Here is an 18,507-nt window from a genome sequence, read left to right on the forward strand (position 1 = left end):
GGCTACTGCTTCGCGTACATGCCGTAGCCGCCGACCCCGGTGTACACGGAGTCGGCCACCCGCCGGTGGACGTACTCCGGTCCGTCCGGATCCTTGCCCGCGTCCGTCGGCGGTGTCTGCACCTCCGTACCCGTCATGAGCGTCGTGGATCCGCCGCCGTCGAGGTTGAGGACGTCGACCAGCGCCAGCTCCGGCGAGTCGAGCAGCCGGGCGAAGGCCTGGAGGGAGTCGCCGTCCTCGTGGGTGACCGAGGGATCGGTCTGCGGCTGTCCGGTGAGGGTGATGAGCACGGGGCGGCCCTTGATATCGGTGCCGAGCGCCGTGCGGGAGTCCGTGCAGATCAGGGTCGTGCCGTCGGCCCCGGTCTCGCGGCCGCTGCACGAGTCGGGGAGTTCGGCGGGGACCGTGCCGACGCGGAGCAGCTGGTGGAAGGAGCTCACGACGTCGACCGAGCCGTCCAGGGGTATGTCCCGGTCGAGTGTCATGTCGTGGAGTTCCAGGCCGACCGCCGGGCGGTCGTCGCGGGTGAGGTGGGTGCGCAGCCACTGCGCCCCGGTGCCGACTCCCTGCAGGATGCGGCCCCCGTCCGGGACGTGGACCTGCTCGGCCGCGGTCCGGCCGCCCCGGCGCTCCCGGGCATCGGTGACGACGCCGTGTGCGTCGATGACGACTTCGAAGCCGGGGTCGTCGTCCGCGGTGATGTTCCGGTCGATGCCCGGCTTGGGGACCGGGTACGCGTAGTCGTCCGTGAACAGGATGATCTCGTCCGGGTCGGTGTACAGCCCCGGCTGGCCGGCCACGGCCACGTCCTCGGCGTCGCGGGCGCAGCCCCGGCTGCGGCCGGGATCCCGGTTGACGTCGTCGATCCGTACGGTCGCGCCGGCGGCGGTCAGCCGCAGGTCCGTACGGAGCCTGGTGATGTACGGGATGCCGTACTGGATGACCGCCCCGTTGCTGCCGTCGCCGTTCGTCCAGCAACTGGAACTGTGCAGGACGCCGTCGGTGACCGAGACGCCCATGTGCATCAGGGTGGTGCCTTCGGCACCGGCCGGCAGGACGTGATCGGGGTGCTTGGGCTCGGACTTGAACAGGCCGCCGTTGACACCCGCGTACGGACGGCGGGCGGCGACCGACGAGACGCCGGCGAGCTGATCGGCGACCGTCTCGGTCAGTCCGTCCCCCGCGCCGACGATGCTCTCCAGGGTGAGCGCGGAGGCGGCCGGGTCGATCTCCACGATGTTCAGGACGCGGCCTCGGACGCGGTTGTCGGGGACGCGCTCCGTGTAGCGGATCCCGGTGACGCCGGGAGCGAGTGTCCTCGGGGTCTCCTGGGTCCAGCCGGCGGCCAGCGGGCTCGGCGCCGGGTCCGCGGCGGGCGCTGCGGGGGCGGTGAGGGCGAGGGTGCTCAGCGCCGCGGTCACGGCCACCCAGGTGCGGGTGAGGGATCCGGTCATGATTACTGGCACTCCGAGGTTCCGTTGACGAGTTCGTGGGAGCGGAAGGTCTTGGCGAAGGGCGGCGGGACGGTGGTGCTGTCGCCCCGCAGCACGACGTAGGCGCCGTACTTGCCGGCCGGAGCGGCCGGGTCGGTCCAGGTGCCGCTGAACGTCTCGGCCGGGTAGAAGCAGACATGACGTCGGGTGCGGTTCCAGACGGACGCGGGCGCCGTCCCGGCGCCGTACGCGTTGCCGTAGTTCTTCGTCGACGGATCGGTCGAGGGGATGTGGACCGTCATGGCGCCGCGGCCCGCCGGCTCGGTGAAGGTGCAGACGCGGTTGTCGGGGCAGCGCTCGTAGCCGGTGAAGCAGTGCGCCCGGGACGGAACCAGCTTGTGGGAGCTGATCGTTGCGGCGAAGCGCGGGTCGCTGCCGTACTCGTCGGAGTTCCCGGGCCTGATCGTCTGGAGCAGCCCGCCGAACTCGGTGTCCACGTACACGCAGGCCCAGTAGGCGGTGTTGTTCTTCGCGGAGAGCGTCGTGTCGTCCCAGGAGGCGTCGTAGCGCTGTCCGTCGTCCTGCGGGGCGAAGGTCCGCTTCGTGCCGGCGCCGCCCGACGCGCTGTACAGGCAGAGCTGTCCGGCCGGGCAGTCGTCGAAGGCCTCGGCGCTCGCGGGCAGGACGAGGAAGGCCGAGCAGAGCAGGGCGAGCGCGGCGGCGACGAGGGAGCCGCGCCAAGTGATGATCTTCTTGATGGTCACGGATGATGATCGCACCGGGATCGGCCACGTGAGGGGACCGATGTGCGGACCGGTTCCGGCCGCGGCCCACCCGCCCTGCCGGCTCCGGATGTCCCCCATAGACTGCCCGCATACGCAATGTCGTCGAGTTTTCGGGAGACCCCGCCGTGACCGAGCCCCTCTCCGAGCACAGCGCGGACGTGATCGTCGTCGGGGCGGGTCCCGCCGGCTCCACGACCGCGTACTACCTCGCCAAGGCCGGACTCGACGTCCTCCTCCTGGAGAAGACCGCCTTCCCTCGCGAGAAGGTCTGCGGCGACGGCCTCACGCCGCGCGCCACCAAGCAGCTCGTCTCCATGGGCATCGACATCTCCGAAGAGGCCGGCTGGCTGCGCAACAAGGGCCTGCGCATCATCGGCGGCGGCGTCCGGCTCCAGCTCGACTGGCCGGACCTCGCCTCGTACCCGGACTACGGACTGGTCCGCAAGCGCGACGACTTCGACGAACAGCTGGCCCGCCAGGCGCAGAAGGGCGGCGCGCGGCTGTACGAGCGCTGCAACGTCGGCGCCCCGATCACGGACGAGCGCACCGGGCGGATCACCGGCGTGCACGCGAAGCTCGGCGAGGAGAAGACCCCGGTCACCTTCCACGCCCCGCTCGTCGTCGCCGCCGACGGCAACTCCACCCGGCTCTCGCTGGCGATGGGACTGCACCGCCGCGAGGACCGGCCGATGGGTGTCGCGGTCCGTACGTACTTCACCTCGCCCCGCCACGACGACGACTACCTGGAGTCCTGGCTCGAACTCTGGGACCGGCGCGGCGCCGAGGACCGGCTGCTGCCCGGCTACGGCTGGATCTTCGGCATGGGCGACGGCACCTCCAACGTCGGCCTCGGCATCCTCAACTCCTCCTCCGCCTTCAAGGAGCTGGACTGGCGCGAGGTCCTCAAGGCGTGGTGCGCCTCGATGCCGGAGGACTGGGGCTACACCCCCGAGAACATGACGATGCCGATCCGCGGCGCCGCCCTCCCGATGGCGTTCAACCGGCAGCCGCACTACACCAAGGGCCTGCTGCTCGTCGGTGACGCGGGCGGCATGGTCAACCCGTTCAACGGCGAGGGCATCGCGTACGCCATGGAGTCGGGCCAGATCGCCGCGGACGTCATCGTCCAGGCCCACGCCCGCGCCACCCCGGCCCAGCGCGAACTGGCCCTGAACAACTACCCGAAGGTGCTCAAGGAGACCTACGGCGGCTACTACACGATGGGCCGCGCCTTCGTGAAGCTGATCGGCAACCCGAAGGTCATGAAGGTCGCCACCCAGCGCGGCCTGACGCACCCGCTGCTGATGAAGTTCACCCTGAAGATGCTCGCCAACCTCACCGACCCGACGGGCGGCGACGCGATGGACCGCATCATCAACGGGCTGACGAAGGTGGCTCCGCGCTCCTGACGGGTGTCGGGGAGCGGAACCACGAGCCCCCGGACCGCGAGCAGGACGCAGGCGCCCGCCCCGCCGCGGCCCAGGACGGGCAGCAGGGCCGTCGCGGTGGCGATCGTCGCGGCGGCCGCCCCGAACGCCGGGCGCGGGCGGTGTGCGACCAGGGTGCCGCCGAGGAAGCTCCCGGCCACCCCGCGACCCCGGCGGGGCCGTCCTGTGCTCGGTGGGGCGGGCTGTCCGCCCCTACGGGCCCCAGTTCACAAGCTCCGGTGCACGGAGTCCGGCAGGTTCGCGACGTCGACGGCCGCCACCGGGGGCAGGTCGCGTTCTCGCCGGTCACGGCGAAGGGCCGCCGCTCCCGAGCGGGGGAGCGACGGCCCTTCGAAGTGCGCCGAGGCGCTTGTGAATCCGTGAACTCAGAGGACGCGGACCGCGCCCGACGGCGGGTCGTAGTCCAGGGACTTCTGCACCACACCGGTGGAGGAGTTCTGTGCCCCGACGAACTGGCCGCCGCCGACGTAGACGCCGACGTGGTACGCGCTGCCGGCGCCGCCCCAGTACAGGATGTCGCCCGGCTGGAGGTTGCTCAGGGAGACCTGGGTGCCCGCGGTCGACTGGCTCTGCGAGACGCGCGGCAGGTCGACGCCCACCGAGCGGAACGCGGCCTGGACGAGGCCGGAGCAGTCCCACGAGTTGGGGCCGGTGCCGCCGGACACGTACGCGTCGCCGACCTGCATCTGCACGAAGGAGACGACGGCCGCTGCGGAGCCCGTGGCGGAGGAGGAGACCGGCGTCGAGGCGGACGACGACGAGGAACCCGAGGAGGAGGAGCCGGAGGTGGTGCTGAGCGTCGTGCGCGCGGCGCTGCGGGAGGCGCGCTCGGCGGCCTCCGCCTTGGCCTTGGCGGCCGCTTCGGCCTTCTTCTTGGCCTCTGCCTTGCGGACGGCCTCGGCCTTGGCCTTCTTGGCGGCCTTGGCGGCGGTCGTGGCCGCGGCGTCCTCGCTGGCCTGCGTCTCCAGGTCCAGGGCGACCTGCTGGGTGGCCTCGGCGGATGCCGCGACGGTGGTGGAGAGCCCGGCCGTGATGGTCGGCATCTCGATCGTCTGGGTCACCGGCTCGGCCTGGGCCGGCCCGGCAGCGCCAGCGACCGCGATGGTGCTGAGGACGCCACCGGCAACTCCGGCCCGCAGCGCCGTCTTCGAGGCGTTTCGGCGGGGCTTCCGGTGGCTGGGTATGAGAGCGGTGTGGGACATGGGTACTAGCGCTATCAGGGCCTCAGGGGTCCCATCAAGAAACGTGTGTTGCGACACAGTTACGTCCGGAATCTGTGAATCCGCTTTCCGGAGGCCTTTATTGACGCCGTAACGGTCAAAACGGGCATGGCTGATCACGGCTGTGATCACGGGCTTTCGGCAATACGCCCGAATTGCCCGTCACTTACCATCCGTTCACACCGATGGCCAAGCCCGCTTCTGTGGGCGACCTGGTGGAGTGACGCAGGTCACAGCATGGTCTCCGCGTGACGGGCATACGAGCGCCTCGCGCGCGGAACGCCCCGTCGGCGTGAAGCCGGCTTCGGGGAGGGGTGTCCCGGTCCCGGGGAACTGGCGGGCCGCGGCTGCCCATTCGCCCGTAAGGGGGCGGATGTCGCGGTGTGTCCACTTCGTTCCGTACCGGACCCCGCGCGAGTGACCCCCGGTCTTCCCAGAGTGGGGCAGATCCCTTTATCACCCCATCGCGTCCATCGCCAATTTGGCGGAGTGTGCGTCCGCTTGATAGGGCGACACCTCTTTGACCAGCGGTAACGGCACCAGATGTCACGTCTCGTGATCACTCGGCCGCTTCGTGTACGAAGATCACCGCTCATCCGACTTCATGATCGTTCGTCAGGTGGTGGAGATCACAAAGACGTTGTCGTACCCCGTGTCGCAGATCACAGGACGGCAGGCATAGGATGCGGGGCAGTCGGGCTTGTGAACTGCCTCACATGTGCACGATCTTGGTGAGGTGGCGAGCCAGGTCGCCCGATGCGGTCCAACGGTCAAGGACGACTGGAAGGAGCGAGGAGCGTGAATGCCTACGCGCCCATCCTCGTGCTCGGCGCCCTCGGGGCAGGGTTTGCGATCTTCTCCGTGGTCAGCGCCACGCTAATCGGCCCCAAGCGGTACAACCGGGCCAAGCTCGAAGCGTACGAGTGCGGTATCGAACCCACCCCCACTCCAGCCGGAGGCGGCCGCTTTCCCATCAAGTACTACCTGACGGCGATGCTCTTCATCGTCTTCGACATCGAGATCGTCTTCCTCTATCCCTGGGCGGTCACTTTCGACGCCCTGGGGATCTTCGGGCTCGTCGAGATGCTGCTCTTCGTGCTCACCGTCTTCGTCGCCTACGCGTATGTGTGGCGTCGCGGCGGCCTGGAATGGGACTGAGGGGCTGAGGGGCACATATGGGACTCGAAGAGAAGCTGCCCAGCGGCTTCGTGCTGACCACTGTCGAGCAGGCCGCCGGCTGGGTACGGAAGTCCTCCGTCTTCCCGGCCACCTTCGGCCTCGCCTGCTGCGCCATCGAGATGATGACGACGGGGGCCGGGCGCTACGACCTGGCCCGGTTCGGCATGGAGGTCTTCCGCGGATCGCCGCGGCAGGCGGACCTGATGATCGTGGCAGGGCGGGTCAGCCAGAAGATGGCGCCCGTCCTGCGGCAGGTCTACGACCAGATGCCGAACCCCAAGTGGGTCATCTCCATGGGGGTTTGCGCGTCATCGGGCGGAATGTTCAATAATTACGCCATTGTTCAGGGTGTTGATCATATTGTCCCGGTTGATATCTATTTGCCGGGCTGCCCGCCGCGGCCCGAGATGCTGATGGACGCGATCCTCAAGCTCCACCAGAAGATCCAGGGCTCCAAGCTCGGGGTCAACGCGGAGGAGGCCGCCCGCGAGGCGGAGGACGCGGCGCTCAAGGCACTGCCCCTGATCGAGATGAAGGGGCTGCTGCGATGAGCGAGCACGACAACGGCGCCGAGCAGAGCGCCAACGGCGTTCCCGCCCCGCGCGACGAGCACGGCGAGGTCATCGGCGTACGCAAGGGGATGTTCGGCGCCGACAACGGCGGCGACACCTCCGGCTACGGCGGTCTCGTCCGCACCGTCGCGCTGCCGGGCGCCACCGCCCGGCCGTACGGCGGCTGGTTCGACGAGGTGGCCGACGAGCTCGAAGGGGCCCTGGAGGAGCAGGACCTGCTCCCCGGGAACGTCATCGAGAAGACGGTCGTCGACCGCGACGAGCTCACCTTCCACATCGCCCGCGAGCACCTGCCGGCCGTGGCCCGCACCCTGCGCGACGACCCCGCGCTGCGCTTCGAGCTCTGTACGGGGGTGAGCGGCGTCCACTTCCCCGGTGACAAGGGACGCGAGCTGCACGCCGTCTACCACCTGCGCTCGATCACCCACGGCCGGCTGATCCGGCTGGAGGTGTCCACACCGGACAGCGACCGGCACGTCCCGTCCCTCGTCGCGGTCTATCCGACCAACGACTGGCACGAGCGCGAGGCGTACGACTTCTTCGGGCTCGTCTTCGACGGGCATCCCGCCCTCACCCGGATCATGATGCCGGACGACTGGCAGGGCTTCCCCCAGCGCAAGGACTATCCGCTCGGCGGCATCGCCGTCGAGTACAAGGGCGCCCAGATCCCGGCTCCGGACCAGCGGAGGTCGTACTCCTGATGACCACTCCCCATGCAACGCCCCGAGCCACGACCGAGGGGACTGTATATACAGTCACCGGCGGCGACTGGGACGAGGTCGTCGAATCGGCGGTCAAGTCCGACGACGAGCGCATCATCGTCAACATGGGTCCCCAGCACCCGTCCACGCACGGCGTGCTCCGGCTGATCCTGGAGATCGACGGCGAGACCGTCACCGAGGCCCGCTGCGGCATCGGCTACCTCCACACCGGCATCGAGAAGAACCTCGAATTCCGGAACTGGACCCAGGGCACCACCTTCGTCACGCGCATGGACTACCTGACGCCGTTCTTCAACGAGACGGCGTACTGCCTGGGGGTCGAGAAGCTCCTCGGCATCGAGGACCAGATCCCCGACCGGGCCAGCGTCCTGCGCGTGCTGCTGATGGAGCTCAACCGGATCTCCTCGCACCTGGTGTGCATCGCCACCGGCGGCATGGAGCTCGGCGCCACCACAATCATGATCTACGGCTTCCGCGATCGTGAACTCGTTCTCGATCTCTTCGAGCTGATCACCGGCCTGCGGATGAACCACGCGTTCGTCCGCCCCGGCGGACTCGCCCAGGACCTGCCCCCGGGCGCGGTCGACCAGCTGCGCGAGTTCGTGAAGACCATGAAGAAGAACCTGCCGGAGTACGACAAGCTCGCCACCGGCAACCCCATCTTCAAGGCCCGCATGCAGGACGTCGGCTACCTCGACCTGACCGGCTGCATGGCGCTCGGCGCCACCGGCCCGATCCTGCGCTCCGCCGGGCTCCCGCACGACCTGCGCAAGACCGACCCCTACTGCGGGTACGAGAACTACGAGTTCGACGTCCCCACGGCGGACAGCTGCGACTCCTACGGCCGCTTCCTCATCCGGCTGGAGGAGATGCGCCAGTCGCTGCGGATCATCGAGCAGTGCATCGACCGGCTCGCGCCGGGCCCGGTCATGGTCGCCGACAAGAAGATCGCCTGGCCCGCGCAGCTCGCGCTCGGACCGGACGGCCTCGGCAACTCGCTCGACCACATCAAGAAGATCATGGGCACCTCCATGGAGGCCCTGATCCACCACTTCAAGCTGGTGACCGAGGGCTTCCGGGTCCCGCCCGGGCAGGCGTACACCGCCGTCGAGTCGCCCAAGGGCGAACTCGGCGTGCACGTCGTCTCGGACGGCGGCACCCGCCCCTACCGGGTCCACTTCCGCGACCCGTCCTTCACCAACCTCCAGGCCATGGCGGCGATGTGCGAGGGCGGCCAGGTCGCCGACGTCATCGTCGCCGTCGCATCCATCGACCCCGTGATGGGAGGCGTCGACCGGTGACCGAAGCACGTAGCGAAGTCAGTCTGGGGATGCCGCAGCTCCCCGCCCCCGCCTACCCGGCCGAGGTGCGCGCCAGGCTCGAAGCGGATGCGAAGGAGGTGATCGCCCGCTACCCCGGCAGCCGCTCCGCGCTGCTGCCGCTGCTGCACCTCGTGCAGTCCGAGGAGGGGTACGTCTCGCGTACGGGCATGGCCTTCTGCGCCGAGCAGCTCGGCCTCACCACCGCCGAGGTCACCGCGGTCGCCACCTTCTACACGATGTACCGGCGCAAGCCCAGCGGCGACTACCAGGTCGGTGTCTGCACCAACACGCTCTGCGCGGTGATGGGCGGCGACGCCATCTTCGACAGGCTCAAGGAGCACCTCGGCGTCGGCAACGACGAGACGACCGAGGACGGCAAGGTCACCCTCGAACACATCGAGTGCAACGCGGCCTGCGACTTCGCGCCCGTCGTGATGGTCAACTGGGAGTTCTTCGACAACCAGACGCCCGAGAGCGCGACGCGGCTCGTCGACGACCTGATCGCCGGCCGCACCGTCGAGCCGACCCGTGGCGCCCCGCTCTGCTCGTACAAGGAGACCGCCCGCATCCTGGCCGGTTTCCCCGACGAGCGTCCCGGCGCGGTGGAGGCCTCCGGCGGCGCCGGACCCGCCTCGCTCATCGGCCTGAAGCTGGCCAGGGGCGAGGCCGCACCGCAGGCCCGTGTCGTGAGCCCGCGCGGCGAGACGCCTCGCGACGAGGCCCCGCGCGACGAACCGCAGAAGGGCGCCGAGCACCTCAGCTCCCACGACGCACCGCAGCAGACCTCGGCGTCCGACCCGGACCACCCGGCCGGCCCCGCCGCCGAGGAGGGGGAGTGATGACGTTGGCCGCCGAAATCGACAAGAACGGGACCAGTCCCGAGAAGCTTCTCGCGCCGGTCCTTTCCGCCTTCTGGGACGAGCCCGAGTCCTGGACCCTGGAGACCTACCGCCGCCACGAGGGGTACGAGGGGCTGCGCAAGGCCCTCACCATGTCCCCGGACGACCTCATCGCGTACGTCAAGGACTCCGGTCTGCGCGGCCGCGGCGGCGCCGGCTTCCCCACCGGGATGAAGTGGCAGTTCATCCCGCAGGGCGACGGCAAGCCGCACTACCTGGTGGTCAACGCCGACGAGTCGGAGCCCGGGACCTGCAAGGACATCCCGCTCCTCTTCGCCAACCCGCACAGCCTGATCGAAGGCATCGTGATCGCCTGTTACGCGATCCGCTCCTCGCACGCCTTCATCTACCTGCGCGGCGAAGTCGTCCCCGTACTGCGGCGGTTGCACGAGGCCGTGCGCGAGGCGTACGAGGCGGGCTATCTCGGCACGAACGTCATGGGCTCCGGACTCGATCTGGAACTCACCGTGCACGCGGGCGCCGGCGCGTACATCTGCGGTGAGGAGACCGCGCTCCTCGACTCGCTCGAAGGACGCCGCGGCCAGCCCCGGCTGCGCCCGCCCTTCCCCGCGGTCGCAGGCCTGTACGCCTGCCCCACTGTGGTGAACAACGTCGAGTCCATCGCCTCGGTTCCCGCGATCCTGAACAAGGGCAAGGACTGGTTCAAGTCCATGGGCAGCGAGAAGTCCCCGGGCTTCACGCTGTACTCGCTCAGCGGGCACGTCTCGGGACCCGGCCAGTACGAGGCCCCGCTCGGCATCACGCTGCGCCAGCTCCTCGACATGAGCGGCGGCATGCGCCCCGGCCACCGCCTGAAGTTCTGGACCCCGGGCGGCTCCTCCACCCCCATGTTCACCGAGGAGCACCTCGACGTGCCCCTCGACTACGAGGGTGTCGGCGCCGCCGGATCCATGCTCGGCACCAAGGCGCTCCAGTGCTTCGACGAGACCACCTGCGTGGTGCGGGCCGTCACCCGCTGGACCGAGTTCTACGCCCACGAGTCCTGCGGCAAGTGCACGCCGTGCCGTGAGGGCACGTACTGGCTGGTCCAGTTGCTGCGCGACATCGAGGCCGGCAAGGGCCAGATGTCCGACCTCGACAAGCTCAACGACATCGCCGACAACATCAACGGCAAGTCGTTCTGCGCCCTCGGCGACGGCGCCGCCTCGCCGATCTTCTCCTCGCTGAAGTACTTCCGCGAGGAGTACGAGCAGCACATCACCGGCAAGGGCTGCCCCTTCGATCCCGCCAGGTCGACCGTCTGGGCCGACGACAAGAACGCATCCCAGGGGGTGAACGCATGACAGTCACCACGAGTGCGCCCTCCGGGGGCGGCGAGGCGGCGCTCCCGCCCGAGGACCTCGTCACGCTGACCATCGACGGCATCGAGATCAGCGTGCCCAAGGGCACCCTGGTCATCCGGGCCGCCGAACTCCTCGGCATCGAGATCCCGCGCTTCTGCGACCACCCGCTCCTCGACCCGGCCGGCGCCTGCCGCCAGTGCATCGTCGAGGTCGAGGGCCAGCGCAAGCCGATGGCGTCCTGCACCATCACCTGCACCGACGGCATGGTCGTCAAGTCGCAGATCACCTCGCCGGTCGCCGACAAGGCGCAGCGCGGCGTGATGGAGCTGCTCCTCATCAACCACCCGCTGGACTGTCCGGTCTGCGACAAGGGCGGCGAGTGCCCGCTGCAGAACCAGGCGATGTCGCACGGCGACGCGACCTCCCGCTTCGACGGGAAGAAGCGCACGTACGAGAAGCCCGTCCCGATCTCCACCCAGGTGCTGCTGGACCGTGAGCGGTGCGTGCTCTGCGCCCGCTGCACCCGGTTCTCCAACCAGGTGGCGGGCGACCCGATGATCGAGCTGATCGAGCGCGGCGCGCTTCAGCAGGTCGGCACCGGCGAGGGCGACCCGTTCGAGTCGTACTTCTCCGGCAACACCATCCAGATCTGCCCCGTCGGTGCGCTGACCTCGGCGGCGTACCGGTTCCGCTCCCGCCCCTTCGACCTGGTGTCGTCGCCCTCGGTGTGCGAGCACTGCGCCGGCGGCTGCGCCACCCGCACCGACCACCGGCGCGGCAAGGTCATGCGGCGCCTGGCCTCCAACGACCCCGAGGTCAACGAGGAATGGCTCTGCGACAAGGGCCGCTTCGGCTTCCGCTACGCGCAGCAGCGCGACCGGCTCACCACCCCGCTGGTGCGGGGCGAGTCCGGTGAGCTGGAGCCGGCGAGCTGGCCCGAGGCGCTGGCCGCGGCGGCCGCCGGACTCTCCGCCGCGCGCGGCAGGACCGGCGTCCTCACGGGCGGCCGGCTGACCGTCGAGGACGCGTACGCGTACAGCAAGTTCGCCCGGATCGCGCTGGACACCAACGACATCGACTTCCGGGCCCGGGTGCACAGCGGCGAGGAGGCCGACTTCCTGGCCGCCCGCGTCGCCGGGCGCGGCCGGGACCTGGACGGCAGCGGGGTCACGTACACCTCGCTGGAGAAGGCCCCGGCGGTGCTGCTGGTCGGCTTCGAGTCCGAGGAGGAGGCGCCCGGCGTCTTCCTGCGGCTGCGCAAGGCGAACCGCAAGAGCGGACAGCGCACCTATGCCGTCGCCTCGCACGCCACCCGCGGTCTGACGAAGGCGGGCGGCACGCTGCTGCCGGCCGCCCCCGGCACCGAGACGGAGTGGCTGGACGCCATCGCGGGCGGTGTCGGCCTGGACGGCGACGGAGCCGCCGCGGCCGAGGCGCTGCGCGGTGCGGGCGCCCTGATCGTGGTGGGTGAGCGGCTGGCCGGAGTGCCCGGCGGGCTGACCGCCGCGGTGCGGGCGGCGACCGCGACCGGGGCCACCCTGGTGTGGATCCCGCGCCGGGCCGGCGAGCGCGGTGCGGTGGAGGCGGGCGCGCTCCCGTCGCTGCTGCCCGGCGGCCGCCAGGCCACCGACCCGCGGGCCCGGGACGAGGTGGCGGCCGTCTGGGGCGTCGCCGAACTCCCGTCCCGCTTCGGCCGCGACACCGGCCAGATCGTCGAGGCCGCGGCCACCGGCGAACTGGGCGCGCTGCTCGTCGCCGGTGTCGAGACGGACGACCTGCCCGATCCGGCCCGGGCCCTGGAGGCCCTGGACCAGGTCGGGTTCCTGGTCTCGCTGGAGCTCCGCCCCAGCGAGGTCACCGACCGCGCCGACGTGGTCTTCCCGGTCGCCGCGGTCGCCGAGAAGTCCGGCACCTTCCTCAACTGGGAGGGCAGGGCGCGGATGTTCGAGGCCGCGCTGAAGCCCGAGCAGATGACGCGGAACCTCGCCCCGGGCGACGCCCGGGTGCTGCACATGCTGGCCGACGCGCTGGACGTCCACTTCGCGCTGCCGGACCTGAAGTCCGTGCGCCGCGAACTGGACCGGCTCGGCGGCTCGCAGGGCACGCACGCGGACGACCCGCGCGTCTCGGCGCAGCCGCTGCCCCGGCCCGGCGACGGCGAGGCGGTCCTCGCGGGCCACCGGATGCTGCTCGACCTCGGCCGGCTCCAGGAGGGCGACGAGGCGCTGGCCGGGACCCGGCACGCCGCGGTCGCACGGCTCTCCGCCGTCACCGCCGCCGAGACCGGCGTCAAGGACGGCGACGTGGTGTCCGTATCCGGCCCGGCGGGCAGCGTGCAACTGCCGCTTCAGGTCACCGAGATGCCGGACCGGGTGGTCTGGGTGCCGCTGAACTCCGTCGGGCGGGGTGTCCCCGCGGGCACCGGTGTCCAGCCCGGCGGCCTGGTCCGGATCGGCCCCGCCGCACCCGGTACTCCCGACGTCACACCGGAGGTGGGGGCGTGAGTGCCTTCGCTCAACTGGCCGCGGCACCGCACGGCGCCGTGCTCGCCGCCGAGGACCTGTCGATGTTCGGCACCGACCCCTGGTGGCTCGTCGTCATCAAGGCGGTCTTCTGCTTCGCGTTCCTGATGGTGACCGTGCTCTTCTCCATCGTGTGGGAGCGCAAGGTCGTCGCCTGGATGCAGCTGCGCATCGGTCCCAACCGGCACGGCCCCTGGGGCATGCTCCAGTCGCTCGCCGACGGCATCAAGCTGATGCTGAAGGAAGACGTCATCGTCAAGCGGGCGGACAAGGTCGTCTACGTCCTCGCCCCGATCATCGCGGCGATCCCGGCGTTCATGGCGATCGCGGTCATCCCGTTCGGACCGTCCGGCAACGAGGTCTCGATCTTCGGGCACCGTACGGCGATGCAGCTCACCGACCTGCCGATCGCGATGCTCTACATCCTCGCGGTCGCCTCGGTCGGGATCTACGGCATCGTGCTGGCGGGCTGGTCCTCCGGTTCGACGTACCCGCTGCTCGGCGGGCTCCGCTCGTGCGCCCAGATGATCAGTTACGAGATCGCGATGGGTGCCGCGTTCGCCTCCGTCTTCCTCTACTCCGGGTCGATGTCGACCTCGAAGATCGTGGAGGCGCAGGAGGACCGCTGGTTCATCATCCTGCTGCCGGTCTCCTTCATCATCTACATCATCACCATGGTCGGGGAGACCAACCGCGCCCCGTTCGACATGCCGGAGTCCGAGGGCGACCTGGTCGGCGGCTTCAACACCGAGTACTCGTCGATCAAGTTCGCGATGTTCATGCTCGCCGAGTACGTCAACATGGTGACCGTCTCCGCGGTGTCCACGACCCTGTTCCTGGGCGGCTGGCGGGCCCCGTGGCCGATCAGCACCTTCTGGGAGGGCGCGAACCACGGCTGGTGGCCGATGCTCTGGTTCGTCATCAAGGTCCAGCTGCTGCTGTTCTTCTTCATCTGGCTGCGCGGCACGCTGCCCCGGGTCCGCTACGACCAGCTGATGAAGCTGGGCTGGAAGGTCCTGATCCCGGTCTCCGTCGTCTGGCTGATGCTGGTCGCGACGGTGCGGGCGCTGCGCAACGAGGGCTACGACTTCTCCAGGATCCTGCTCTACGTGGCCGGGGCCGTGATCGCGGTCCTGCTGATCTCCTTCGTGGTCGACATCTTCCGGGACCGGAAGGGCAGGGAAGCCGCCGCCCGGGCGGAACCGGAGCCGGCGTTCGACCCGATGGCGGGCGGATTCCCGGTGCCGCCGCTGCCCGGACAGACCCTGCCGCCCGTGCCCCGGCGCAGGCCGCGCCGCGAGCGGGAGCTCGTTGTCAGTGGCGGCGTGGATACTCAGAGTGACGGAATTCCGAGCGACGGAAAGGAGGCCGGCGGTGTCTGAACTGTCTGAGTCGCCGGGGTCCAAGAGGCCGGCGAAGCCCACGCAGGCTTCCGGGTCCTCGGATACTCCGGATGAGAAGTTCCAGAATCCCGTGGCCGGCTTCGGCGTGACCTTCAAGGCCATGTTCAAGAAGCGGCTGACCGAGCAGTATCCGGAGACGCCGAAGGTGACGGCGCCGCGCTTCCACGGCCGGCACCAGCTCAACCGCCACCCGGACGGCCTGGAGAAGTGCGTCGGCTGCGAGCTGTGCGCCTGGGCCTGCCCGGCGGACGCGATCTACGTCGAGGGCGCGGACAACACCGAGGAGGAGCGCTACTCCCCGGGGGAGCGCTACGGCCGCGTCTACCAGATCAACTACGCGCGCTGCATCCTCTGCGGACTGTGCATCGAGGCGTGCCCGACCCGGGCGCTCACGATGACCAACGAGTTCGAGCTCGCCAACACCACCCGCGAGAGCCTCATCTACACCAAGGACGAGCTGCTCGCGGGCCTGGAGGAAGGCATGGTCGACAGCCCGCACGCGATCTTCCCCGGCACGGACGAACAGGACTACTACCGGGGCCTGGTCACCGAGGCCGCCCCCGGCACGGAACGCCAGCTCGCCGTCTCCAAGGGCGAGAAGCCGGACGACGGTGACAGCGAGAGCAACGGCTCGACGCGGGAGGTGGACGCATGACCGGCCTGGCCGCTGCGGCCTCCCAGACCTCGACCGGTGAGGCCTTCCAGTTCTGGGTGCTGGGCACGGTCGCCGTGATCGGCGCCCTGTCCACCGTGCTGATGAAGAAGGCCGTGCACAGTGCGCTGAGCCTCGCCGGGACCATGATCATCCTGGCGGTGTTCTATCTCGCCAACGGCGCCTACTTCCTCGGCGTCGTCCAGGTCGTCGTCTACACCGGCGCGATCATGATGCTGTTCCTCTTCGTGGTCATGCTCGTCGGTGTCACGGCGGCGGACTCGCTGAAGGAGACCCTCAAGGGCCAGCGCTGGCTGGCCGCCGGCTGCGGGCTCGGCTTCGGCGTCCTCCTGATCGCCGGTATCGGCAACGCCTCGCTGAACAGCTTCAACGGACTCGGCACGGCCAACGCGGAGCACGGCGGAAACGTGGAGGGGCTCGCCAGCCTCATCTTCACCAAGTACGTCTTCGCCTTCGAGATCACCGGCGCACTGCTGATCACCGCCACGGTCGGCGCGATGGTGCTGACGCACCGCGAGCGCACCGAACGGGCCAAGACCCAGCGGGAGATGTCCGAGGACCGCGTGCGCGGGAACCACCTGCCGCCGCTGCCCGCACCCGGCGTCTACGCCCGGCACAACGCCGTGGACATCGCCGGACTGCTCCCCGACGGCACCCCGTCCGAACTCACCGTCATGCAGACGCTGCGCAAGCGCGGCCAGATGCGCGATGTGTCCAACGAGTCGCTGGCCGGCCTCAAGGCACTGGAGCAGCGCTCCGGTGAGCGGCTCGGCCGGGACACCGCAGAAGAAGAGGAGGTCGCCAAGTGAATCCGGTCAACTACCTCTATCTCGCCGCTCTGCTGTTCACCATCGGCGCGGCCGGGGTGCTGATCAGGCGGAACGCGATCGTGGTGTTCATGTGCGTGGAGCTGATGCTCAACGCCTGCAACCTCGCGTTCGTCACCTTCTCCCGGATGCACGGCAATCTCGACGGCCAGATCATCGCCTTCTTCACGATGGTCGTCGCCGCCGCGGAGGTCGTGGTCGGGCTCGCGATCATCGTGTCGCTGTTCCGTTCCCGCCACTCGGCCTCGGTCGACGACGCCAGCCTGATGAAGCTGTAGAGGGGCGCTTGAACTGTGGAGAACCTGATTGCGCTGCTCGTCGCGGCGCCCCTGCTCGGAGCGGTGGTGCTGCTCTGCGGCGGCCGCCGGCTCGACCGCGCGGGCCACTGGCTCGGCACCCTGCTCGCCGCCGCCTCGTTCGTCGTCGCCGTGGTGCTCTTCACCGACATGCTCGGGAAGGGCGCCGAGGACCGCGCGCTGCACCAGAAGCTGTTCAGCTGGATTCCGGTCGAGGGCTTCCAGGCCGATGTGGCCTTCCAGCTCGACCAGCTGTCGATGACCTTCGTCCTGCTGATCACCGGTGTGGGCACGCTGATCCACATCTACTCGATCGGCTACATGGAGCACGACGAGCGCCGGCGCCGCTTCTTCGGCTATCTGAACCTGTTCCTCGCCGCGATGCTGATCCTGGTCATCGCCGACAACTACCTGCTGCTGTACGTCGGGTGGGAGGGCGTCGGTCTGGCGTCGTACCTGCTGATCGGCTTCTGGCAGCACAAGCCCAGCGCGGCGACCGCCGCGAAGAAGGCCTTCCTGGTCAACCGGGTCGGTGACATGGGCCTGTCGATCGCGATCATGCTGATGTTCACCACCTTCGGCACGTTCGCCTTCGCCCCCGTCCTGGATGCCGCCGAGGGCGGTCAGACGAGCGAGGGCAAGCTGACGGCGATCGGCCTGATGCTGCTGCTCGCCGCCTGCGGCAAGTCGGCCCAGGTGCCGCTGCAGTCCTGGCTCGGTGACGCGATGGAGGGCCCGACCCCGGTCTCGGCCCTGATCCACGCGGCCACCATGGTCACCGCCGGTGTCTACCTCATCGTCCGCTCCGGCGCGATCTTCAACGGTGCACCGGACGCCCAGCTGGTCGTCGTGATCGTCGGAGCGGTCACGCTGATCTTCGGGGCGATCGTCGGTTGCGCGAAGGACGACATCAAGAAGGCCCTCGCCGGCTCGACGATGTCGCAGATCGGCTACATGATCCTGGCCGCCGGGCTCGGCCCCATCGGCTACGTCTTCGCGATCATGCACCTGGTGACGCACGGCTTCTTCAAGGCCGGGCTCTTCCTCGGCGCCGGTTCGGTCATGCACGGCATGAACGACGAGGTCGACATGCGGAAGTTCGGCGGCCTGCGGAAGTACATGCCGGTCACGTTCATCACCTTCGGACTCGGCTACCTCGCGATCATCGGCTTCCCCGGTCTGTCCGGCTTCTTCTCCAAGGACAAGATCATCGAGGCCGCGTTCGCCAAGGGCGGCACCGAGGGCTGGATCCTCGGCGCGGTCACCCTGCTGGGCGCCGCGATCACCGCGTTCTACATGACGCGCGTGATGCTGCTGACGTTCTTCGGCGAGAAGCGCTGGGTCCCGGACGCCGACGGCCACGAGCCGCACCCGCACGAGTCCCCGAAGTCCATGACCATCCCCATGATCGTCCTGGCGTTCGGTTCGGTCTTCGCCGGAGGCTTCTTCTCCATCGGCGACCGCTTCCTGCACTGGCTGGAGCCCGTCACCGGCCACGACCACGGGGACGCCCCGGTCGGCGCGACCACCGTCACCGCCGCCACCATGGTGGTGCTCGTCATCGGTGTCGCCATCGCCTGGGCGATGTACGGCCGCCGGCCGGTGCCCGCGGTCGCCCCGCGCGGCTCGCTGCTCACCCGGGCGGCCCGCCGCGACCTCCTCCAGGACGACTTCAACCACGTGGTCCTGGTCCGCGGCGGCGAACACCTCACCCGCTCCCTGGTCTACGTCGACCACACCCTGGTCGACGGCGTCGTCAACGGCACGGCCGCGTCCATGGGCGGGCTCTCCGGCCGGCTGCGCAAACTGCAGAACGGCTACGCCCGCTCCTACGCGGTCTCGATGTTCGGCGGTACGGCGGTCGTCATCGCCGCGACCCTGCTGATGAGGGCGGTCTGATCA

The 18,507-nt window shown here is 69.6% G+C and carries 16 protein-coding genes; 13 read left to right on the forward strand and 3 right to left on the reverse strand.

Translation table 11 applies throughout. From position 1 onward, the window contains the following. Nucleotides 1-2: 2 nt before the first annotated feature. Both OG408_RS23195 and OG408_RS23200 read right to left on the reverse strand, forming a co-directional pair. Nucleotides 3-1,454: a phosphodiester glycosidase family protein gene (locus tag OG408_RS23195; RefSeq protein ID WP_326671733.1), complete on the reverse strand. Its 1,452-nt coding sequence runs from the start codon at nt 1,452-1,454 to the stop codon at nt 3-5. Nucleotides 1,455-1,456: 2 nt separating this feature from the next. Beyond that, nucleotides 1,457-2,197 carry a peptidase inhibitor family I36 protein gene (locus OG408_RS23200; protein WP_326671735.1) on the reverse strand — a complete coding sequence of 247 codons (741 nt, stop codon included), beginning with the start codon at nt 2,195-2,197 and terminating at the stop codon, nt 1,457-1,459. 146 nt (nt 2,198-2,343) lie between these two features. Between OG408_RS23200 and OG408_RS23205 the strand changes: the two genes are divergently transcribed. Beyond that, nucleotides 2,344-3,627 (forward strand): geranylgeranyl reductase family protein, encoded by a 1,284-nt coding sequence (locus OG408_RS23205; RefSeq protein WP_266781495.1) that lies wholly within the window; start codon nt 2,344-2,346, stop codon nt 3,625-3,627. A 404-nt stretch (nt 3,628-4,031) separates the two neighbouring features. Here OG408_RS23205 and OG408_RS23210 read toward each other — a convergent pair whose 3' ends face one another. Continuing rightward, a complete protein-coding gene (locus OG408_RS23210) occupies nt 4,032-4,868 on the reverse strand; it encodes a C40 family peptidase (protein ID WP_266781497.1) in 837 nt (278 codons plus the stop codon). An 816-nt stretch (nt 4,869-5,684) separates the two neighbouring features. Here OG408_RS23210 and OG408_RS23215 point away from each other — a divergent pair. From OG408_RS23215 to nuoL, 12 genes are read left to right on the forward strand one after another with little or no spacing between them, the layout of a single operon-like run. Continuing rightward, complete coding sequence (locus OG408_RS23215) at nt 5,685-6,044, forward strand: NADH-quinone oxidoreductase subunit A (RefSeq protein ID WP_123460983.1); 360 nt, start codon at nt 5,685-5,687, stop codon at nt 6,042-6,044. Between the two features lie 17 nt (nt 6,045-6,061). Then, nucleotides 6,062-6,616: a NuoB/complex I 20 kDa subunit family protein gene (locus OG408_RS23220; protein WP_030926341.1), complete on the forward strand. Its 555-nt coding sequence runs from the start codon at nt 6,062-6,064 to the stop codon at nt 6,614-6,616. Further along, nucleotides 6,613-7,338: an NADH-quinone oxidoreductase subunit C gene (locus tag OG408_RS23225; RefSeq protein WP_285568457.1), complete on the forward strand. Its 726-nt coding sequence runs from the start codon at nt 6,613-6,615 to the stop codon at nt 7,336-7,338. The genes OG408_RS23220 and OG408_RS23225 overlap by 4 nt, the downstream gene beginning before the upstream one ends. Beyond that, nucleotides 7,338-8,660, forward strand: coding sequence for an NADH-quinone oxidoreductase subunit D (locus OG408_RS23230; RefSeq protein ID WP_326671740.1), 1,323 nt, complete (start codon nt 7,338-7,340; stop codon nt 8,658-8,660). Before OG408_RS23225 ends, OG408_RS23230 begins: the two co-directional genes overlap by 1 nt. 29 nt (nt 8,661-8,689) lie before the next feature. Then, nucleotides 8,690-9,520, forward strand: a complete 831-nt coding sequence (gene nuoE / locus OG408_RS23235; RefSeq protein WP_266786369.1) for an NADH-quinone oxidoreductase subunit NuoE — start codon at nt 8,690-8,692, stop codon at nt 9,518-9,520. Beyond that, nucleotides 9,517-10,884, forward strand: coding sequence for an NADH-quinone oxidoreductase subunit NuoF (nuoF, locus tag OG408_RS23240; protein WP_266781503.1), 1,368 nt, complete (start codon nt 9,517-9,519; stop codon nt 10,882-10,884). Before nuoE ends, nuoF begins: the two co-directional genes overlap by 4 nt. Next, nucleotides 10,881-13,388, forward strand: a complete 2,508-nt coding sequence (locus tag OG408_RS23245) for an NADH-quinone oxidoreductase subunit G (RefSeq protein ID WP_326671742.1) — start codon at nt 10,881-10,883, stop codon at nt 13,386-13,388. Before nuoF ends, OG408_RS23245 begins: the two co-directional genes overlap by 4 nt. Next, nucleotides 13,385-14,788 (forward strand): NADH-quinone oxidoreductase subunit NuoH, encoded by a 1,404-nt coding sequence (gene nuoH, locus OG408_RS23250; RefSeq protein ID WP_266781507.1) that lies wholly within the window; start codon nt 13,385-13,387, stop codon nt 14,786-14,788. Before OG408_RS23245 ends, nuoH begins: the two co-directional genes overlap by 4 nt. Continuing rightward, on the forward strand, nt 14,781-15,464 hold the full coding sequence (nuoI, locus tag OG408_RS23255) for an NADH-quinone oxidoreductase subunit NuoI (RefSeq protein WP_405404825.1): 684 nt from the start codon (nt 14,781-14,783) through the stop codon (nt 15,462-15,464). Before nuoH ends, nuoI begins: the two co-directional genes overlap by 8 nt. After that, the gene (locus OG408_RS23260; protein WP_266781509.1) at nt 15,461-16,291 is read left to right on the forward strand and encodes an NADH-quinone oxidoreductase subunit J; all 831 of its coding nucleotides are present in this window, start codon (nt 15,461-15,463) and stop codon (nt 16,289-16,291) included. Before nuoI ends, OG408_RS23260 begins: the two co-directional genes overlap by 4 nt. Continuing rightward, nucleotides 16,288-16,587, forward strand: a complete 300-nt coding sequence (gene nuoK / locus OG408_RS23265) for an NADH-quinone oxidoreductase subunit NuoK (RefSeq protein WP_018101339.1) — start codon at nt 16,288-16,290, stop codon at nt 16,585-16,587. Before OG408_RS23260 ends, nuoK begins: the two co-directional genes overlap by 4 nt. A gap of 15 nt (nt 16,588-16,602) precedes the next feature. Further along, nucleotides 16,603-18,504, forward strand: coding sequence for an NADH-quinone oxidoreductase subunit L (gene nuoL / locus OG408_RS23270; protein ID WP_266781511.1), 1,902 nt, complete (start codon nt 16,603-16,605; stop codon nt 18,502-18,504). Nucleotides 18,505-18,507 lie beyond the last annotated feature (3 nt).

It is taken from the genome of Streptomyces sp. NBC_01257 (genome assembly GCF_035917255.1).
GTDB lineage: Bacteria > Actinomycetota > Actinomycetes > Streptomycetales > Streptomycetaceae > Streptomyces.

Bases quoted from the DNA above. Each gene is read 5' to 3' on its own strand.
- OG408_RS23210 (WP_266781497.1), bottom strand. From the start codon at position 4,868: ATGTCCCACACCGCTCTCATACCCAGCCACCGGAAGCCCCGCCGAAAC.
- OG408_RS23225 (WP_285568457.1), top strand. From the start codon at position 6,613: ATGAGCGAGCACGACAACGGCGCCGAGCAGAGCGCCAACGGCGTTCCC.
- OG408_RS23230 (WP_326671740.1), top strand. From the start codon at position 7,338: ATGACCACTCCCCATGCAACGCCCCGAGCCACGACCGAGGGGACTGTA.
- OG408_RS23220 (WP_030926341.1), top strand. From the start codon at position 6,062: ATGGGACTCGAAGAGAAGCTGCCCAGCGGCTTCGTGCTGACCACTGTC.
- OG408_RS23260 (WP_266781509.1), top strand. From the start codon at position 15,461: ATGACCGGCCTGGCCGCTGCGGCCTCCCAGACCTCGACCGGTGAGGCC.
- nuoE (WP_266786369.1), top strand. From the start codon at position 8,690: ATGCCGCAGCTCCCCGCCCCCGCCTACCCGGCCGAGGTGCGCGCCAGG.
- OG408_RS23195 (WP_326671733.1), bottom strand. From the start codon at position 1,454: ATGACCGGATCCCTCACCCGCACCTGGGTGGCCGTGACCGCGGCGCTG.
- OG408_RS23245 (WP_326671742.1), top strand. From the start codon at position 10,881: ATGACAGTCACCACGAGTGCGCCCTCCGGGGGCGGCGAGGCGGCGCTC.